16 protein-coding genes are annotated in these 16,092 nt (G+C 73.8%); 7 read left to right on the top strand and 9 right to left on the bottom strand.

Annotated elements, in window-relative coordinates; translation table 11 throughout:
* Positions 1 to 175 precede the first annotated feature (175 nt).
* On the bottom strand, positions 176 to 1,006 hold the full coding sequence (locus AC07DS_RS13115; RefSeq protein WP_479144714.1) for a helix-turn-helix transcriptional regulator: 831 nt from the start codon (positions 1,004 to 1,006) through the stop codon (positions 176 to 178).
* Between the two features lie 145 nt (positions 1,007 to 1,151).
* On the opposite strand from AC07DS_RS13115, the gene AC07DS_RS13120 reads away from it, so the two are divergent.
* A complete protein-coding gene (locus AC07DS_RS13120; RefSeq protein WP_479144716.1) occupies positions 1,152 to 1,913 on the top strand; it encodes an SDR family oxidoreductase in 762 nt (253 codons plus the stop codon).
* A 5-nt stretch (positions 1,914 to 1,918) separates the two neighbouring features.
* Here AC07DS_RS13120 and AC07DS_RS13125 read toward each other — a convergent pair whose 3' ends face one another.
* Both AC07DS_RS13125 and AC07DS_RS13130 read right to left on the bottom strand, forming a co-directional pair.
* The gene (locus tag AC07DS_RS13125) at positions 1,919 to 2,338 is read right to left on the bottom strand and encodes a hypothetical protein (protein ID WP_479144718.1); all 420 of its coding nucleotides are present in this window, start codon (positions 2,336 to 2,338) and stop codon (positions 1,919 to 1,921) included.
* A 77-nt stretch (positions 2,339 to 2,415) separates the two neighbouring features.
* Positions 2,416 to 3,090: a carbonic anhydrase gene (locus tag AC07DS_RS13130; protein ID WP_479144720.1), complete on the bottom strand. Its 675-nt coding sequence runs from the start codon at positions 3,088 to 3,090 to the stop codon at positions 2,416 to 2,418.
* A gap of 306 nt (positions 3,091 to 3,396) precedes the next feature.
* On the opposite strand from AC07DS_RS13130, the gene AC07DS_RS13135 reads away from it, so the two are divergent.
* Positions 3,397 to 4,305: a MurR/RpiR family transcriptional regulator gene (locus AC07DS_RS13135; RefSeq protein ID WP_479144722.1), complete on the top strand. Its 909-nt coding sequence runs from the start codon at positions 3,397 to 3,399 to the stop codon at positions 4,303 to 4,305.
* A gap of 101 nt (positions 4,306 to 4,406) precedes the next feature.
* Entirely contained in the window at positions 4,407 to 4,991 is a 585-nt protein-coding gene (locus AC07DS_RS13140) for a hypothetical protein (protein ID WP_261386181.1), read from the top strand.
* A gap of 4 nt (positions 4,992 to 4,995) precedes the next feature.
* Here the strand turns inward: AC07DS_RS13140 and AC07DS_RS13145 are convergent, their stop codons facing one another.
* From AC07DS_RS13145 to AC07DS_RS13165, 5 genes are all read right to left on the bottom strand, one after another.
* Positions 4,996 to 5,370 carry a hypothetical protein gene (locus AC07DS_RS13145; protein WP_145876651.1) on the bottom strand — a complete coding sequence of 125 codons (375 nt, stop codon included), beginning with the start codon at positions 5,368 to 5,370 and terminating at the stop codon, positions 4,996 to 4,998.
* A 10-nt stretch (positions 5,371 to 5,380) separates the two neighbouring features.
* Positions 5,381 to 5,872, bottom strand: a complete 492-nt coding sequence (locus AC07DS_RS13150) for a roadblock/LC7 domain-containing protein (protein WP_479144724.1) — start codon at positions 5,870 to 5,872, stop codon at positions 5,381 to 5,383.
* A gap of 31 nt (positions 5,873 to 5,903) precedes the next feature.
* Positions 5,904 to 6,722, bottom strand: coding sequence for a transcriptional regulator (locus tag AC07DS_RS13155; protein WP_479144726.1), 819 nt, complete (start codon positions 6,720 to 6,722; stop codon positions 5,904 to 5,906).
* Positions 6,719 to 7,108: a hypothetical protein gene (locus AC07DS_RS13160; RefSeq protein ID WP_145876658.1), complete on the bottom strand. Its 390-nt coding sequence runs from the start codon at positions 7,106 to 7,108 to the stop codon at positions 6,719 to 6,721. The genes AC07DS_RS13155 and AC07DS_RS13160 overlap by 4 nt, the downstream gene beginning before the upstream one ends.
* 180 nt (positions 7,109 to 7,288) lie before the next feature.
* Positions 7,289 to 8,692, bottom strand: a complete 1,404-nt coding sequence (locus tag AC07DS_RS13165; RefSeq protein WP_479144728.1) for a type III PLP-dependent enzyme domain-containing protein — start codon at positions 8,690 to 8,692, stop codon at positions 7,289 to 7,291.
* A gap of 160 nt (positions 8,693 to 8,852) precedes the next feature.
* Here AC07DS_RS13165 and hutU point away from each other — a divergent pair, with 160 nt between their 5' ends.
* From hutU to hutI, 4 genes are read left to right on the top strand one after another with little or no spacing between them, the layout of a single operon-like run.
* A complete protein-coding gene (hutU, locus tag AC07DS_RS13170) occupies positions 8,853 to 10,517 on the top strand; it encodes a urocanate hydratase (protein ID WP_479144730.1) in 1,665 nt (554 codons plus the stop codon).
* The gene (locus AC07DS_RS13175; protein WP_479144732.1) at positions 10,514 to 11,731 is read left to right on the top strand and encodes an allantoate amidohydrolase; all 1,218 of its coding nucleotides are present in this window, start codon (positions 10,514 to 10,516) and stop codon (positions 11,729 to 11,731) included. The genes hutU and AC07DS_RS13175 overlap by 4 nt, the downstream gene beginning before the upstream one ends.
* Complete coding sequence (locus AC07DS_RS13180; protein WP_479144734.1) at positions 11,728 to 13,065, top strand: formimidoylglutamate deiminase; 1,338 nt, start codon at positions 11,728 to 11,730, stop codon at positions 13,063 to 13,065. The genes AC07DS_RS13175 and AC07DS_RS13180 overlap by 4 nt, the downstream gene beginning before the upstream one ends.
* Positions 13,066 to 13,112: 47 nt before the next feature.
* Complete coding sequence (hutI, locus tag AC07DS_RS13185; RefSeq protein WP_479144736.1) at positions 13,113 to 14,288, top strand: imidazolonepropionase; 1,176 nt, start codon at positions 13,113 to 13,115, stop codon at positions 14,286 to 14,288.
* A 22-nt stretch (positions 14,289 to 14,310) separates the two neighbouring features.
* Here the strand turns inward: hutI and AC07DS_RS13190 are convergent, their stop codons facing one another.
* The gene (locus tag AC07DS_RS13190; protein WP_479144738.1) at positions 14,311 to 15,852 is read right to left on the bottom strand and encodes a ricin-type beta-trefoil lectin domain protein; all 1,542 of its coding nucleotides are present in this window, start codon (positions 15,850 to 15,852) and stop codon (positions 14,311 to 14,313) included.
* Positions 15,853 to 16,092 lie beyond the last annotated feature (240 nt).

Genomic DNA, 16,092 nt, shown 5'->3' on the forward strand with positions numbered 1-16,092 from the left:
CCCCGCCCCGGCCGGCGCCGAACGGCGCCAAGGACCTCCGGAGCGGCTCCCGGACCATCCATGGACGCCTAGGACGCGCAAGCCCGGCCCTGACCCGGCCCGCGTCCCTCGCGGGGACCGCCGTCGTCCCGCCCCCCGGCAACGGGGGTGCGGCGGTCCCCGCGCATCATTCTCTTCAGCGGGAGCGAGCCGATTCCCAACTGCCCAGCAGCGTCAGCCGTTCCGCCGTCTCCGACCCCGGCTCGGGGGTGTACACCACGATCGTCTGCTCCGGGTCCGCCGGGACGGTCAGCGTCTCGTACGGGAGGGTGAGCAGGCCCGCCACGGGGTGCTGTACGCGCTTCACGCCGTACGCGCACTCCTTGACCTCGTGGTCGGCCCACAGCCGGCGGAAGTCCTCGCTCTTGAGGGAGAGTTCGCCGACCAGAGCGCACAGTGCGGCGTCGTCGGCGTACCGGCCCGCGCCGATGCGCAGGTTGGCCACCGTCTGGGCGGCCACCGCGGCCCACTCGGGGTAGAGGTCCCGGGCGGCGGGGTCGAGGAAGACCTGGCGCGGCATGTTGCGTTCGTCCGGTGCCATGCGGCTGAAGCCGCCCACGGCGTCGCCGAGCGCGTTCCAGGCGAGCACGTCCATGCGGCGGCCCAGCACGAACGCGGGCGTCCGCTCCATGCTGTCCAGCAGCAGCTGCACTCCCGGCCGTACCCGGGGCGCGGCCGGACGGCGCCCGCGGCGCCCGCGCGGCCGGGCCACGGTCCGCAGATACGTGTGCTCGGTCTCGTCCAGCCGCAGCACCCGCGCGATCGCGTCCAGCACGGCGTCCGAGACGGACGGACCGCGCCCCTGCTCCAAGCGGATGTAGTAGTCCACGCTCACACCCGCGAGCTGCGCCACCTCCTCGCGGCGCAGGCCCGGTACGCGGCGCCGCCCGTGCACTGGCAGCCCCACCTCCTCGGGCTGGATGCGGGCGCGGCGCGAGCGCAGGAAGTCTCCGAGGTCCCCGTCCATGGGTTCGATCGTAGGGGAGCGGCGGTCTCCCAGCCTGGTACTGGCAGACCCAGGAAAAGCGCATCCCTGGGTACGGCGGCCGGACCCGGCGAGGGTGGTGTCAGCCGCCGGGGAGACGCCCCGGCACCCACCGGGGAGAACATCCATGTCGTACGAGAACCTGTCCGGCCGTACCGCCGTCGTCACCGGCGCCGCCAGCGGCATCGGCGAGGCCGTCGCCCGGCAACTGGCCGCGCAGGGCACCCGGGTGGCACTGTTCGCCCGGCGCGCGGACCGGCTGGAGGCCGTCGCCGGGAAGATCCGGGCCGAGGGCGGCGAGGCGCTGGTGGTGGCCGCCGACGTCACCGACGACGCGTCCGTCGAGGCCGCCCGGGATCTGGTCCACGAGACCTACGGGCGCGTCGACCTCGTCGTCAACAACGCCGGTGTGATGCTGCCCAACCCCGTCGACGACGGCCGGCTCGACGAGTGGCAGCTCATGCTCGACACCAACGTGACCGGCGTGCTGCGGGTCATCCGCGCCTTCACCGCCGACCTGGTGGCCGCGGCCGCCGAGGGCCGCACCGCCGACCTGGTGAACGTGTCGTCCATCGGCGCCCACGTCACCTTCCCCAACTACGCGGTGTACGGCGCCACGAAGGCCGCCGTCACCTACCTCTCGCAGTCCCTGCGCACCGAGTTGGGGCCGCGCGACGTACGGGTCACCAACGTCGAGCCGGGGCTCACGGAGACCGAGTTGAAGGCGCACGTCGGCAACGCGGAGCTGTCCGGGCAGCTGGACGGCATGCTCCAGGCGATCGGCAGCCTCGCGGCGGCGGAGGTCGCGGACGTCGTCGCCTACGCCACCAGCCGCCCCCGGCACGTCAACCTGCGCCAGATCATGGTGCTGCCGACCCGCCAGGCGTGAACCCCTCAGTCCTCCCGGGAGGCCCGGCGCCCGGCGAGGATCTCCGGGTTGTGCCGGACCGCCTGGGCCGCGTTGACGGCGACGATGCCGACCCAGGTGGTCACCACCCCGGTCAGCCCCGCGAAAGCGCCGCCGATCGCGGACAGCGGGATCGCCAGCACCAGCGAGACGATCGCGAGGCCGAAGCGCTCGGCCCAGCTGTCGCCGCCCCTGGGCCGCCGGGAACCGCGGGCGTCCGCCATCCGCTGCTCGGCCAGGTGCCGCCGCACCCGGCGGTCCACCACGTCGTCGATCCGCTGGTCGACCTTCTCCAGGAAGGACTCGACGAGTGCGGAGTCGTACTCCTCGCCCAGTTCCCTGCGTGCCCGCACGGTGGCGTCCAGGTCCTTCTTCAGGTCCACGTCCCGTGAGTCCAGTGCGCTCATGCGCTCCACCCTAGGGAGCGGTCATCACCGCCGCACTGGGGACAACCCCCCTCTTCGGCGCGGCCGGCGGGACGCGGTCAGGGCAGCAGGGAAACGAGCCCCGTGTCGAGGTCGAAGCGGGCGGCCGCGATGTGGGCCGAGGTGAAGGCCGGATCGGCGCGGATGGCGTCCCGGACCCAGGCCGTGTGGGCGCGCATGGTGTGCTCGGCCCAGTCGCCGGGCAGCGCCCGGGTGCGGCGGGCGGCGGGGGCGATCTCGTCCACCAGCAGTTCCAGGTGGCCCGGCACCGGCGCGCCCGTGCGCAGATGGTCCAGCGTGGCGGCGACGGCCCCGCAGCGCTCGTGCCCGAGCACCAGCACCAGCGGGACGCCCAGCTCCTGGACGCCGTACTGGACCGAGCCGAGCACGGCCTCGTCCAGCACCTGACCGGCGGTCCTCATGCACAGCACGTCGCCGAGTCCGAGGTCGAAGACCAGCTCCGGCGGCACCCGGGAGTCGATGCAGCCGACGATCACCGCGAACGGGTCCTGTGCGGCGGCCAGCAGGAGGCGCCGGCCGGGGCTGTCGTGCGGGTGCCGGGGGTGGCCGGCGGCGTAGCGGCGGTTGCCCGCGAGGAGCTCGTCGAGGGCGGCGTGCGCGGTGTGCGCCGCGCTCGGGGGGAGGGGACGGGGACCGGGGGCGGCCGCCGCCGGGGCGGCGGTCAGGGCGGTGACGGCGGTGGCCGTCAGGAAGGCCCTGCGGTTGGAGGCCATGACGCTTCCTCAGGAGTCGTGCCAGTAGCGCGCATTCACCGTAAGCAGCCGTCCGGTCACCCTGAGTGTCGGTTTAACGACACTTGGTTGTTTCGTCGTCGGATCATCGCCACGGCGATACCGCCCCTTGCCCGGCTGCATAACGTCATGCAGAGTTCTTGGTGTGTGAATAGCTGAGGGGAGTCCAGGCGTGCTGTCGTCTCGTATCGGGGGTGTGCCGGCGGAGCACGCTGTACTCTCCCGGGGCGCGGGGGAACGGGCGGGTCTCGCCCCGCCCTCGGCGTCGGCCCGGAGGGGGAGCACGGCATGAGCGTGGACAGGAGTACCGGTGTGACGACCGAGGCGGCGGCCGAGGGGGCTCCCGAGGTGATGTCCGTCGTGGCGGACAGCCCGGCCGCCCGGCTGCAGGTGCTCTTCGAGGGGCACCGGCTCACGCCCACCCAGCGCCGCATCGCGCACAGCATGGTGCGCCGGGCCGCCGACGTGCCCTTCCTGTCCAGCGTGGAGCTGGCCGAGCTGGCCGGGGTCAGCCAGCCGTCGGTGACCCGGTTCGCGGTCGCCCTCGGTTTCGACGGCTACCCCGCGCTGCGCAGGCACCTGCGCGAGGTCGTGCCCGCCGAACCGGCCGCGGAGGCGGGCTCCTACAACGAGTACCAGCAGGCCGTCGAGGCCGAGATCGAGAACCTGAAGCACCTCGCGGAGCTGCTCGCCGACCCGCGCCCGGTGCAGCGGGCCGGCCGGATCCTGGCCGCCTCCCGCCCGCTGCCGGTGCTCGGGCTGCGCGCCGCCGCCTCCCAGGCGTACGGCTTCGCGTACTTCGCCGCCAAGGTCCACCCGGACGTCCGGCTGCTCAACGAGGGCGGCACGATGATCCACGACCGCATCGACGCGGCCGTCCGCGCGGGCGCCACAGCGCTGCTGTGCTTCGCGCTGCCCCGGCATCCGCGCGAGGTCGTCGACACCCTCGCCTACGCCAAGGAGGCGGGCCTGACCGTCGTGACGGTCGCCGACTCCGCCTTCGCGCCCGTCGCCAAGTACTCCGACCTGCTGCTGCCCGCCGCCGTCGGCACCGGACTCGCCTTCGACACCGCGTGCGCGCCCATGCTGCTCGGGCGGGTGCTGCTGGAGGCGGTCTGCGACGACCTGCCGGACGCCCAGGCGCGGCTGGAGGAGTTCGACGCGAACGCGGCGGCCCGCGGACTGTTCGTCGAATAGGCCGCACGGGCCGCACGGCCCGGCGCGCTCTCAGACTCGTCTCACGTTCGCTCGTTACCGTGCCCGGCCGACAGCACTGTGCCGGGACGAGGAGGCGGATCGTGGCGCGCGGAGGACATGGACTGGCCCGGGTGGCCGTCGTCGTACGGGCCGGGGCCGCACCACTGTGGTGGTTCGGGGTGTTCGCCGCGGGGACCGGGGTCCTGCTGCCCGGGGTGACCGGGCGCCGGATCGGCGTGCTCGCGGGAGCCGCGCTGTTCCTGATCACCGCCGCCGTCGTGGCGCTGACCCGGCGCAAGGAGTACGCCGCTCTCGCCCGCGGGGCCGCCCGCGCGGGCAAGTTCGACGTCCTGCAGGACCGGGCGGTGACCGTGCGCAGCTGGCGCCGGGGACACCGCTGGTGGCTGCTGCTCGCCTTCGCCGTCGCGTTCGGCAGCTCCTTCGCGGTGCCCGCGGCCGGGGGCATGCTGCTCGCCGGGGCCGGCACCGGGCTGCGGCTGAAGGCCGCCTGGCTCGGGCGGCGCGAGCGGGCCGAGGACACCCTGCTGTGGGTGCGGGTCGACTGGCTCGACCGCCGGGGCGGGAGCCCGGCGGGCGCGGCCGTGAAGGGCCTGCGCGGCACGGGCCTCGCGGCCGGCGACGCGGCCCCGGGCGGGACCCGCCGCCGCTCCGCGGCGCTCGTCTGACCTGTCAGACCTCCAGGACCGCCTCGATCCCCTTCAGCTGGTGCCGGGCCATCGCGAGGTTGGCCCGGCTGGCGTCCAGGACCAGGTAGAGGAACAGGCCGTTGCCGCCGCGGCCCTTGAGCAGGCGGATCAGGTGGTACTGGTCCGACAGCGTGATCAGGATGTCCTCGATGTCGCCCTTGAGGCCCAGGTGCTCCATGGTGCGCATCTTGGCGCGGATCACGTCCGTGTTGCCGGCGGCGGCCACGTTCAGGTCGAAGCTCTTGCTGCCGCCCATCGTGCCCAGCGCCATGCCGCTCGTGTAGTCGACGAGCGCGACGCCGGTGGCGCCCTCGATGGAGGTCAGCGCCTCTTTCAGTGCGGTCTCGGTGTTGGCCATGGTGGTCCTTTCAGCTGTCGGTTGCGGTGCGCGCCTCGGTCGTGGTGCGTGGCGCGCGCGTGGTTCTGGTCCGTGGTGCGGATGTGGTCCTGGTGGCCGGCCGGCTCGCTTCCGCGGCGGCCTCGGCGGCGTCGAGCAGCTCCCCGACGCGGGCGGCCGAGCGCCGGCCCTCCAGATGCAGCCTGCCGACGTTGACCCGGTCCTGGGCGAGCAGCGTCAGCACGGCGGTGCGGCCGGCCGCGTAGGTGGCGACGTAGCCGTTCTCGCCGCGCACCAGCAGTTCCCGGAAACCGTCGTTCCCGGTGGCGTCGGCCATCCGTACGGCGACGCCCAGCGCGGCCGCGGTGAGTGCCGCCAGCCCCTCCGGGTCGACACCGGGGGTGTCGTGGGCGACGGCGAGACCGTCGACGCCGGCCGCGAGGGCTCCGGTGAGCTGCGGCACGCGGGTCCGCAGCCGACGCAGTTCGTCCAGGACGGCGTCGAGGTCCTGTGCGGACACCATCAGCTCTCCCCTCTCGGCGGGTTGGTGCCGTTCAAAGCGCCTCCAGCGCATCCCTGAGCCTCTTCAGCAGCGCGATGTCGGGGTCGGTGACCGTGAGCGGGGGAGCCGGGGGAACCGGCGGCGGGGCGGGGGCCACGGGTATCGGCCTGAGGAGTCCGGCCGCCGAGAGGCGGCGTACGTCCACCAGCGTGTGGAACGCCTGCCGGCCCAGGTTGCGGGCGATCTCCGGGGCCGTGCGGACGCCGTCCACCCGGTCCAGGACCGCCCGCTGGCGGGGAGTGACCGGCGCCGTGGCGGCCGGGTCGGCGCGGGTCAGCGGCGCGGTGTCGGTCGCCGGGTCCGGCCACAGGCGGTGCAGCAGCAGCCGGCGGCGCAGCGTCTCGCGTTCCAGCGCGATGACCGGGACCGAGGGCAGCGGGCCGGGGCGGGGTGCCCTCGCGTACCGGAAGCGGCCCGGGGCGCTGCTCGGCGACAGGGCGAAGTACCCGGCGTCGTACAGCGCGTCCAGGTGGCACAGCTCCAGCGCGCCCTCCGGCAGCAGCCCGGCGTCCAGCAGCAGCCGGGCCGCGTCCGCCGGGCCGTCGGCCTGCCCGGCGGCCCGCTGCCAGGCGGTCGTGGCCAGGGTGCCGTGGGCCGTGAGGAGCACGTCGAGACCAGGGGCATGGGGGCTCTCGGCGTGCACCACCCGGCCCTCGACGAGATGCAGGGTGCCGTGCTCGCGGACGAGGACGCCGGTGGCCTGTTCCTCGGCGAGCCGCCGGAGCATCGGGGACAGCGCGCCCGCCGTACGGTCCTGGACCGCGGCCCTGTCCCGCACCGGCAGCGGCGGAGGCGTTTCGACCTTCGTCATCCCAGCACCAACCGGGCGGCCATCTCGCCGAGCCGGATGCGGGCGAGGGCGAGATTGCCCTCCTCGCGGCCCAGCCACAGGTGCAGGAAGACGCTGCTGTCGAAGGACGTGTCCACGAACCGCAGCAGGTGGTAGCTGTCGTGGTTGCTGACGATCACGTCCTCGACGGGCGGGCCGAAGTCGTCGCCGTCCCCGGCCGCGAAGGCGCCGTGTTCGGCGGCGAGCCGGGCCAGTTCGGCGGCCTCGGCGGCGGTGGTCTCGTGGTCACCGCCGGGGGCGTCCCCGACGGTGCCCAGGGCCAGTCCGCTCGTCCAGTCCACCAGGGAGGCTCCCCGGGCACCGGGCAACCGCATCGCTTCCAGCAAGCACTCGTCGATTCCGGGCACCCTGGCTTTCCCTCCCGCCTGTGACTCCGGTTGAGTGACAGGGACACTACGCAACGTGTGCGCGAGAGGTGAGTCCTTTGGCATTTTCCGGTGGAACATGCGCCCGGCGTACTAGTGTTGGTCAACTGACGACTGTTTTCGGGTAGTTGACCCAGTTGTTCGAGATGTACCCGGGGTACGTCAACGGCTCCCGGGCACGCGCAGGGTGGTGAGCGTGGACGCGTGCGCCCCACCGGACTCGGCCACGACCTCCGCCACGGTCTGCGGCTCCCGCACGGTCGCGAAGGCCACGCCTCCCGTGCCGTCGGGTGCGAAGCCGTAGATCCCCGGCCGGGCAAGGGAGTTGTAGGCGTAGTGGTGGGCGAAGTAGTACGCGCCCGTGTCCAGCGCCGCCGCGTAGTCGCCCTGCTCCAGCAGGGGCAGCGTGCGCCCCTCGGCGAGCAGGTCACCGGAGAAGCAGGCCGGGCCGGCCACGTCCTGCACCGCCTCGGGCCCCGACCGGGGCCGCCCTTTGGCGTCGTACGCGGCGATCCGCAGCGGCCACGCCCCCGGCGCGTACACGGTCCGCGCGGCCACCTGCACGCCCGCGTGCGTCACCGCGATCCGCCGCCCGCCGGAGCTCTTGGTGTACTCCACCCGCGCCACCACCGTGCCGTGCCTGGCCAGCAGCGACCGCCCGAACTCGGTCACCAGCCCGTACCGCCCGTCGAACAGCCCCGGCACCTCCGCGGCCAGCAGGCGCGCGTACTGCGCGTACGTCGGTGCGCTCGCCTCCGCCGTGAAGTCGACCGGCAGGCCGCCGCCGATGTCCAGCGTGTCGATCTGCCGTCGCCCGATCCGCGCGTTGATCTCCTCCGCGAGCGCGTACGTCTCCGCCACGCCCCGTGCCAGCAGCGGCAGCGGGATGCCCTGCGAACCGGTGTGCGCGTGCAGCCGGGTCAGCCACGGCCGGTCCGCGTATGCCCGCACGATCCACTCCCGGGCCCCCTCGTCGCGCAGGGCCACCCCGAACTTGGACGTCTGCGTCGCCGTCGAGGTCGCCCCGATGGTGCCGCCGCCGATCTGCGGGTTGACCCGGATGCCGAGCGGCGAGGAGCCGGGCGCCATGGGGGTGCCTCCCGTGCGGTTCGGGCCATGGCGGACGAGGGCGTCGAGCCGGTCCAGCTCCTGCGGGTTGTCCGCGTTGACGGCGACGCCCAGTGCGAGCGCCTCGCGCAGCTCGGCCGGGGTCTTGGCCGGCGAGTCGAGCACCGTCCGGTCCGGCGGCACCCCCGCCGCCCGCGCCAGCGCCAGCTCGCCCGGGCTCGCGACCTCCGCGCCGATGCCCTCCTCGTGCAGCAGGCGCAGTACCGGCACCAGCGGGGTCGCCTTCACCGCGAAGGCGTGCAGCACCGGCGTCCCCGGCGCCGTGACCGCGTCGAACGCCGCCCGCAGGGCCGCCGCCGACTTCCGGATGCCGGTGACGTCCAGCAGCGCCACCACGGCCGTGTCCGGTCCCAGCAGCCCCTGCTCCACCGCGCCGCGCACCGCTTCGTCCCGCCGGGCGGCCCGCTCCCGGGCCTCGCTGTCGGTGTCCTGGTCCACGACCTGTCCTCCTGTCGCACTGCCCTGTCGCCGTATCCGAGTGTTCGGGTGATTCCAGCCAAACACCCGCGACGCGCGCACGGGCTGCCGCCGATGTATTGACTAGTTCTATTCAGGAAGTCAGGATGTGAATAGAGATAGCAACAGGAGGAGGCAGACGATGTCGGGACCCCGCCCCGTACGAGCACCGCGCGGCACGGAACTGAGCGCCCTGGGATGGCAGCAGGAAGCCGCTCTGCGGATGCTGCAGAACAACCTCGACCCCGAGGTCGCCGAGCACCCCGACAAGCTCGTCGTCTACGGCGGCACCGGCAAGGCCGCCCGTGACTGGCGCTCCTTCGACGCGATGGTGCGCACGCTGCAGACCCTCAAGCAGGACGAGACCATGCTGGTCCAGTCCGGCCGCCCGGTCGGCGTCATGCAGACCCACGAGTGGGCCCCGCGTGTCCTCATCGCCAACTCCAACCTGGTCGGCGACTGGGCCAACTGGGAGGAGTTCCGCCGTCTGGAGGCCCTCGGCCTGACCATGTACGGCCAGATGACCGCAGGCTCCTGGATCTACATCGGCACCCAGGGCATCCTCCAGGGCACCTACGAGACCTTCGCCGCCGTCGCCGCGAAGAAGTTCAACGGCACCCTCGCCGGGACCATCACCCTCACCGCCGGCCTCGGCGGCATGGGCGGCGCCCAGCCGCTCGCCGTGACCATGAACGACGGCGTCGCCATCTGTATCGACTGCGACCCGCGCGCCATCGAGCGCCGTATCGAGCACCGCTACCTGGACGTCAGGGCCGACAGCCTCGACCACGCGCTCCAGCTGGCCACCGAGGCCCGTGACCAGCGCAAGCCGCTCTCCATCGGCGTCCTCGGCAACGCCGCCGAGCTGGTCCCGCAGCTGCTCGCGATGAACGCCCCGATCGACATCGTCACCGACCAGACCTCCGCCCACGACCCGCTGTCCTACCTGCCGGTCGGCGTGGCCTTCGAGGACATGGCCGACGCCGCCGCCAAGGACCCGGCCGGCTTCACCACGCGGGCCCGTGAGGCGATGGCGAAGCACGTCGAGGCGATGGTCGGCTTCATGGACGCCGGTGCCGAGGTCTTCGACTACGGCAACTCCATCCGCGGCGAGGCCCAGCTGGCCGGCTACGAGCGGGCGTTCGCCTTCCCCGGCTTCGTCCCCGCCTACATCCGCCCCCTGTTCTGCGAGGGCAAGGGCCCCTTCCGCTGGGCCGCCCTGTCCGGCGAGGCCTCGGACATCGCCAAGACCGACAAGGCGATGCTGGAGCTCTTCCCGGAGAACGAGTCCCTGCACCGCTGGATCAAGATGGCCGGCGAGCGCGTCCACTTCCAGGGCCTGCCCGCCCGTATCTGCTGGCTCGGCTACGGCGAGCGCGACAAGGCCGGCGAGCGCTTCAACGACATGGTGGCCTCCGGCGAGCTGGCGGCTCCGCTGGCCATCGGCCGCGACCACCTCGACTGCGGCTCCGTCGCCTCCCCGTACCGCGAGACCGAGGCCATGCTCGACGGCTCCGACGCGATCGCCGACTGGCCGCTGCTGAACGCCATGGTCAACGTGGCCTCCGGTGCGTCGTGGGTGTCCATCCACCACGGCGGCGGCGTGGGCATGGGCCGCTCCATCCACGCCGGCCAGGTCACGGTGGCCGACGGCACGAAGCTGGCCGGCGAGAAGATCCGGCGCGTCCTCACCAACGACCCCGGCATGGGTGTCATCCGGCACGTGGACGCCGGGTACGACATCGCGGAGTCGGTCGCGCAGGAGCGCGGGGTCCGGGTGCCCATGCGCGAGGGTGACCAGGCGTGACCTTCCACAGCATGTGGGCGGAGCTGCTGCCGATCGGCCGCAGCTCCGCCTCCGGCGGCTACCGGCGCTACGCCTGGACCGGCGCCGACGCCGAATGCCGTACCTGGTTCCAGGAGCAGGCCGAGGCGCGCGGGCTGGCCTACGAGGTCGACCGGAACGGGAACCAGTGGGCCTGGCTCGGGGATCCCGCCGCCGGTGACGCCGTCGTCACCGGGTCGCACCTGGACTCGGTACCGGACGGCGGCGCCTTCGACGGCCCTCTCGGGGTCGTCTCCTCCTTCGCCGCCCTGGACGAGCTGCGCAGCAGGAACGCGCGGTTCACCAAGCCCCTAGCCGTCGTCAACTTCGGTGACGAGGAGGGCGCCCGGTTCGGGCTGGCCTGTGTCGGCTCCCGGCTCACCGCCGGCGAGCTGACCGTCGAGCAGGCCCACCGGCTCACCGACGGCGACGGGATCAGCCTCCCCAAGGCCATGGAGGCCGCCGGGTACGACCCCGACGGCATCGGGGCCGACCCGGAGCGGCTGGCCCGTATCGGCGCCTTCGTCGAGCTGCACGTCGAGCAGGGCCGCGCGCTGGACCTGTCCGGCGACCGGGTCGGCATCGCCAGCGCCATCTGGCCGCACGGCCGCTGGCGCTTCGACTTCCGCGGCGAGGCCAACCACGCCGGCACCACCCGGCTGGCCGACCGGCGCGACCCGATGCTGTCGTACGCCGAGACCGTGCTGGCCGCCCGCCGGGAGGCCGAACTCGCCGGTGCCGTCGCCACCTTCGGCAAGATCTCCGTCGAGCCGAACGGCGTCAACGCCATCCCCTCCCTGGTGCGCGGCTGGCTCGACTCCCGCGCCGCCGACCAGCAGACCCTGGACACGGTCGTCGGCGGCATCGAGAAGGCCGCCCGGGAGTACGCGGACGCCCACGGCATCGACCTCGACGTCGTCCGGGAGTCCTTCACCCCGGTGGTCGAGTTCGACCATGCGCTCCGCGACGAACTGGGCCGCATCCTGGGCAAGGACACCGGTCTGAAGGTGCCCGTCCTCGGGACCGGTGCCGGACACGACGCCGGAATCCTCTCCGGGCGCATTCCGACCGCCATGCTGTTCGTGCGCAACCCCACCGGCGTCTCGCACTCCCCGGCCGAGTCCGCGGCCGAGGACGACTGTGTGGCCGGGGTGAGCGCGCTCGCCGACGTACTGGAAGGGCTGGCCTGCACGTGACCACACAGACGTACTGGCTGGAGTACGCCTGGCTCGACACCAACGTCGAGCCGGGCGTGGCGGTGCAGGTCGCGGACGGCCGGATCTCCACCGTCCACACCGGCATCGCCACCCCGCCGCCCGGCGCCGGGATCCTGCGCGGGCTGACCCTCCCCGGCCTGGCCAACGCCCACTCGCACGCCTTCCACCGGGCGCTGCGCGGCACGGTCCAGGTCGGCTCCGGCACCTTCTGGACCTGGCGCGAGGTGATGTACTCCGTCGCCGACCACCTGACCCCGGACACCTACCACGCCCTCGCCCGCGCGGTGTACGCCGAGATGGCCCTGGCCGGCGTCACCTGTGTCGGCGAGTTCCACTACGTGCACCACGCCCCCGCCGGCCGGCCCTACGCCGACCCCAACGCCATGGGCGAGGCGCTGATCGCGGCGGCCGCCGAGGCCGGAATCCGCATCACCCTGCTGGACACCGCCTACCTCTCCTCCGGCTTCGGCGCGGAGCCCGACGCGCACCAGTTGCGCTTCTCCGACGGCGACGCGGAGGCCTGGGCCGAACGCTGTGCAGTTCTCAAGGAGCGGGACCACGCGCGGATCGGGGCGGCGATCCACTCCGTACGGGCCGTGCCCGCCGACCAGCTGGCGACCGTGGCGCGGTGGGCGCAGGAGCGGCAGGCCCCGCTGCACGTGCACCTGTCCGAGCAGACGGCGGAGAACGACGCCTGCCAGGCCGCGCACGGCTGCACCCCCACCCGGCTGCTCGCCGACCACGGCGTGCTCGGGCCGCGCACCACCGGGGTGCACAACACCCACCTCACCGACGAGGACATCGCGCTGCTCGGCGACTCCGGCACCGGCACCTGCATGTGCCCGACGACCGAGCGCGACCTGGCGGACGGCATCGGCCCCGCCGTCGCCCTGCAGCGGGCGGGCTCCCCGCTCTCCCTCGGCTCCGACAGCCACGCCGTCATCGACCTGCTCGAAGAGGCGCGCGCGATGGAGCTGAACGAGCGGCTGCGCACCCGCACCCGGGGCCACTGGACCGCCTCGGCGCTGCTGCGGGCCGCCACCGCCGACGGCCACGCGGCCCTCGGCTGGACGGACGCCGGCACCATCGAGACCGGTGCGCTCGCCGACCTGACGACGATCGCCCTCGACTCGGTCAGGACGGCCGGGCCGCTGCCCAGGCTGGGCGCCGAGACGGCCGTATTCGCGGCGACCGCGGCGGACGTACGGCACACGATCGTGGGCGGCCGCCATGTCGTACGCGACGGTGTGCACGCGCTCGTGCCCGATGTGCCGTCGGCACTCGCGGAAGCGATCGACGCCCTGCGCGGCTGACCACCGCCGAACCCGCCGAAACCCACCCGGCCACCCCTGAGGACACCATGAGCAGCAGCACCGTCATCACCAACATCGCCACGCTGGTCACCAACGACCCCTCCCTCGGTGACGGATCCCCTTTGGGCCTGATCCAGGACGCGGCCGTCGTCATCGAGGGCGACCGCATCGCGTGGACCGGTGAATCCAGCAAAGCACCCGCCACCGACAACCGGGTCGACGCGGGCGGCCGGGCGGTGCTGCCTGGCTTCGTGGACTCCCACTCCCACCTGGTCTTCGCCGGCGACCGCACGCAGGAGTTCAACGCCCGGATGTCGGGCCGCTCCTACACCGCGGGCGGTATCCGCACCACGGTCGCGGCCACCCGCGCCGCGACCGACGCGGAACTGGAGGCGAACCTCACCCGCTACCTGGACGAGGCGCTCCGCCAGGGCACCACCACCTTCGAGACGAAGTCGGGCTACGGCCTCACGGTCGAGGACGAGTCCCGCGCCCTCGCCATCGCGGCCCGGCACACCGACGAGGTGACGTACCTCGGCGCCCACATCGTCTCCCCGGACTACGCCGACGACCCGGCGGCCTACGTCGCCCTGGTCACCGGCGAGATGCTGGACGCCTGCGCGCCCCACGCCCGCTGGATCGACGTCTTCTGCGAGAAGGGCGCCTTCGACGGCGACCAGGCCCGCACGATCCTGACCGCGGGCAAGGCCAGGGGCCTGCACCCGCGCGTCCACGCCAACCAGCTCTCCTACGGCCCCGGCGTCCAGCTGGCCGTCGAACTGGACGCGGCGAGCGCCGACCACTGCACCCACCTCACGGACGCGGACGTCGACGCCCTCGCGAACGGCGACACGGTCGCCACCCTCCTGCCGGGCGCCGAGTTCTCCACCCGCGCCGAGTGGCCGAACGCCCGCCGGCTCCTGGAGGCGGGCGTGACGGTCGCCCTCTCCACGGACTGCAACCCGGGCTCGTCCTTCACCTCGTCGGTGCCCTTCTGCATCGCCCTGGCCGTCCGCGACATGGGGATGACCCCGGACGAGGCGGTCTGGTCGGCCACCGCGGGCGGCGCCGCGGCCCTGCGCCGCACGGACATCGGCCGGCTCACCCCGGGCGCGTACGCGGACCTGACGCTCCTGGACGCCCCGAGCCACGTCCACCTGGCGTACCGGCCGGGTGTGCCGCTGGTCAGCGGGGTCTGGCGCAGGGGCGAGCGGGCCGTGTGAGTGCGCGGGCGCGGGGCCGTGTTCAGGCGGCCCCCGCCCGCCACCGCTGTTCCGATCCCCCGTCCAGCGGATCCAGCCCCACCCCGCCCCAGCCCTCCGGCGTCACCGCCGTCTCGATGGCGATCGCCGGGCGGATCGTGCCGTCGGGGTCGACGGTGAAGCGGAGGTTCTGGCCGTTGGAGCCGTAGACCGAGTCGCAGCCCCAGATACCCACACCGCGGTCGGTCGAGCCGCGGCTGTCCAGGCAGTAGTCGGAGTCGGCGGCAGAGCGGAGCACACCCAGATAGGTGTCGAGGCGCCAGCGCTGGGTGGGGGACGAGGAGCAGGGGGCGGTGATGACGTCGTTGCCCTGCGAGAGGTCGCCGTCGCGGATGTCGAGACAGCGGCCCGTGGCGAGGTTCACCACCTGGGCGTAGGTGCTGCCCGGGGGCGAGAACGAGGGGGTGGGGGACGGACTCGGGGTGCGGCTGGGGCGCGGTGACGGGGTCGGCCGCGGTGACGACCGCTTCGGGGACGGGGACGGGGACTTGGTGGTGCGGGTCGGGGTCGGCGAGGGGGACGGGGTCAGCGAGACCGTCGCCGTCACCGTCACCGGTGGGGGTGTGGGCGTCGCGGCCACCGGCTGCCGGTCGGAGTCGTGCGGCGCGGACAGCAGGAACACCAGCAGCGGGAGCAGGGCCACGCCCAGGGCCCCCGAGGCCAGCAGGTAGCGGCGCCGGGGCGGCCAGCTCTCCTGGGCGGCGGGCGGTTCGGGGGCGGAGAGGGGCTCTTCGGGGCGGATGTACGACATCCCGTTCCACGGCAGCAGGCCTTCCGCCAGGGTCTGCCTCGGGGCGTCCCGCAGAGCGGTCAGGTCCTCGAACGCGGCCGCGCAGTAAGGGCAGTGGGCCCGGTGTGCGTCCAGGTCGGGACTGCGGCGGGGTCCGTCCTGCCGTACCGCCTCCTCGATCAGCCGGCGGAAGTCGGCGCAGCGCGGGTCGTCGGAGGCGGCCAGACGGTGCCTCAGGCACGCCTCGGCCAGGGACTTGAGGGCCGGCTGGGTGCAGTGGGCCACGTCCGCGCGGCTCAGACCGAGGAAGCCCGCGGTGCGCTCCACGGGCTCCTCCTCCAGGACGCCGTACCAGATCAGGCCCTGGGTACGGGACGGGAGCGTCTGGAACGCCGGGAGGAGGGGAGGGGTCGGGCCGTCGGGCAGGCCGCTGGAGTTCAGGACCAGCAGCAGTCCCGGGTCCACCCCCGCGGAGCGTTCGTCGGCCGCCCAGGCCGCCGCCAGTTGCGCGGTGAGGAGCAGGAGTTGGTGGGGCAGCGGGACACCCGGTTCCCGGCCGCGCGCCGTCTCACGGGCCGCCGTGGTGATGGCCTCCGCCGCCAGCCGGCGTGCGGCGGACTCGCTCGCGGTGCACAGCCGGGCGTAGGCGAGGACCGCCGGGTGGTGCCGGCGGCGCAGTTCCTGCAGTGCCGGGTAGGCCGTCGGGGTGGGGGCGCGCAGCAGTTCCGTCAGCCGCGCGTCCGGCGCGTCCGCGTGTTCCGCGCCCGCTTCGGCCCGGTCGCCGCCCTGAGCCATCCCGCACACTCCGTCCCCCGAGGCGTCTGACATACCAGTCAGTTGTGGGGGCCCATGGTGGTGGAGAGGTGCGCTCCGGAAAAGACGTTTCCCTGGGTAACCACATAACGGTTCGGGTGATCGAACACGGCGAAGCGGGGGGGGGGGGGGGGGGGGGGGGGGGGGGGGGGGGGGGGGGGGGGGGGGGGGGGGGGGGGGGCGGGCACGGTACACGACGATAGGCCCCGGGGGCAGGGGGGA

The sequence above is a fragment of the Streptomyces sp. NPDC044064 genome (genome assembly GCF_056434245.1).

What these genes read in the sequence shown, in the direction of transcription:
- AC07DS_RS13115 (WP_479144714.1), bottom strand. Translation starts at nt 1,006, where the DNA reads ATGGACGGGGACCTCGGAGACTTCCTGCGCTCGCGCCGCGCCCGCATC.
- AC07DS_RS13120 (WP_479144716.1), top strand. Translation starts at nt 1,152, where the DNA reads ATGTCGTACGAGAACCTGTCCGGCCGTACCGCCGTCGTCACCGGCGCC.
- AC07DS_RS13125 (WP_479144718.1), bottom strand. Translation starts at nt 2,338, where the DNA reads ATGAGCGCACTGGACTCACGGGACGTGGACCTGAAGAAGGACCTGGAC.
- AC07DS_RS13130 (WP_479144720.1), bottom strand. Translation starts at nt 3,090, where the DNA reads ATGGCCTCCAACCGCAGGGCCTTCCTGACGGCCACCGCCGTCACCGCC.
- AC07DS_RS13135 (WP_479144722.1), top strand. Translation starts at nt 3,397, where the DNA reads ATGAGCGTGGACAGGAGTACCGGTGTGACGACCGAGGCGGCGGCCGAG.
- AC07DS_RS13145 (WP_145876651.1), bottom strand. Translation starts at nt 5,370, where the DNA reads ATGGCCAACACCGAGACCGCACTGAAAGAGGCGCTGACCTCCATCGAG.
- AC07DS_RS13150 (WP_479144724.1), bottom strand. Translation starts at nt 5,872, where the DNA reads ATGGTGTCCGCACAGGACCTCGACGCCGTCCTGGACGAACTGCGTCGG.
- AC07DS_RS13155 (WP_479144726.1), bottom strand. Translation starts at nt 6,722, where the DNA reads ATGACGAAGGTCGAAACGCCTCCGCCGCTGCCGGTGCGGGACAGGGCC.
- hutU (WP_479144730.1), top strand. Translation starts at nt 8,853, where the DNA reads ATGTCGGGACCCCGCCCCGTACGAGCACCGCGCGGCACGGAACTGAGC.
- hutI (WP_479144736.1), top strand. Translation starts at nt 13,113, where the DNA reads ATGAGCAGCAGCACCGTCATCACCAACATCGCCACGCTGGTCACCAAC.
- AC07DS_RS13190 (WP_479144738.1), bottom strand. Translation starts at nt 15,852, where the DNA reads ATGGCTCAGGGCGGCGACCGGGCCGAAGCGGGCGCGGAACACGCGGAC.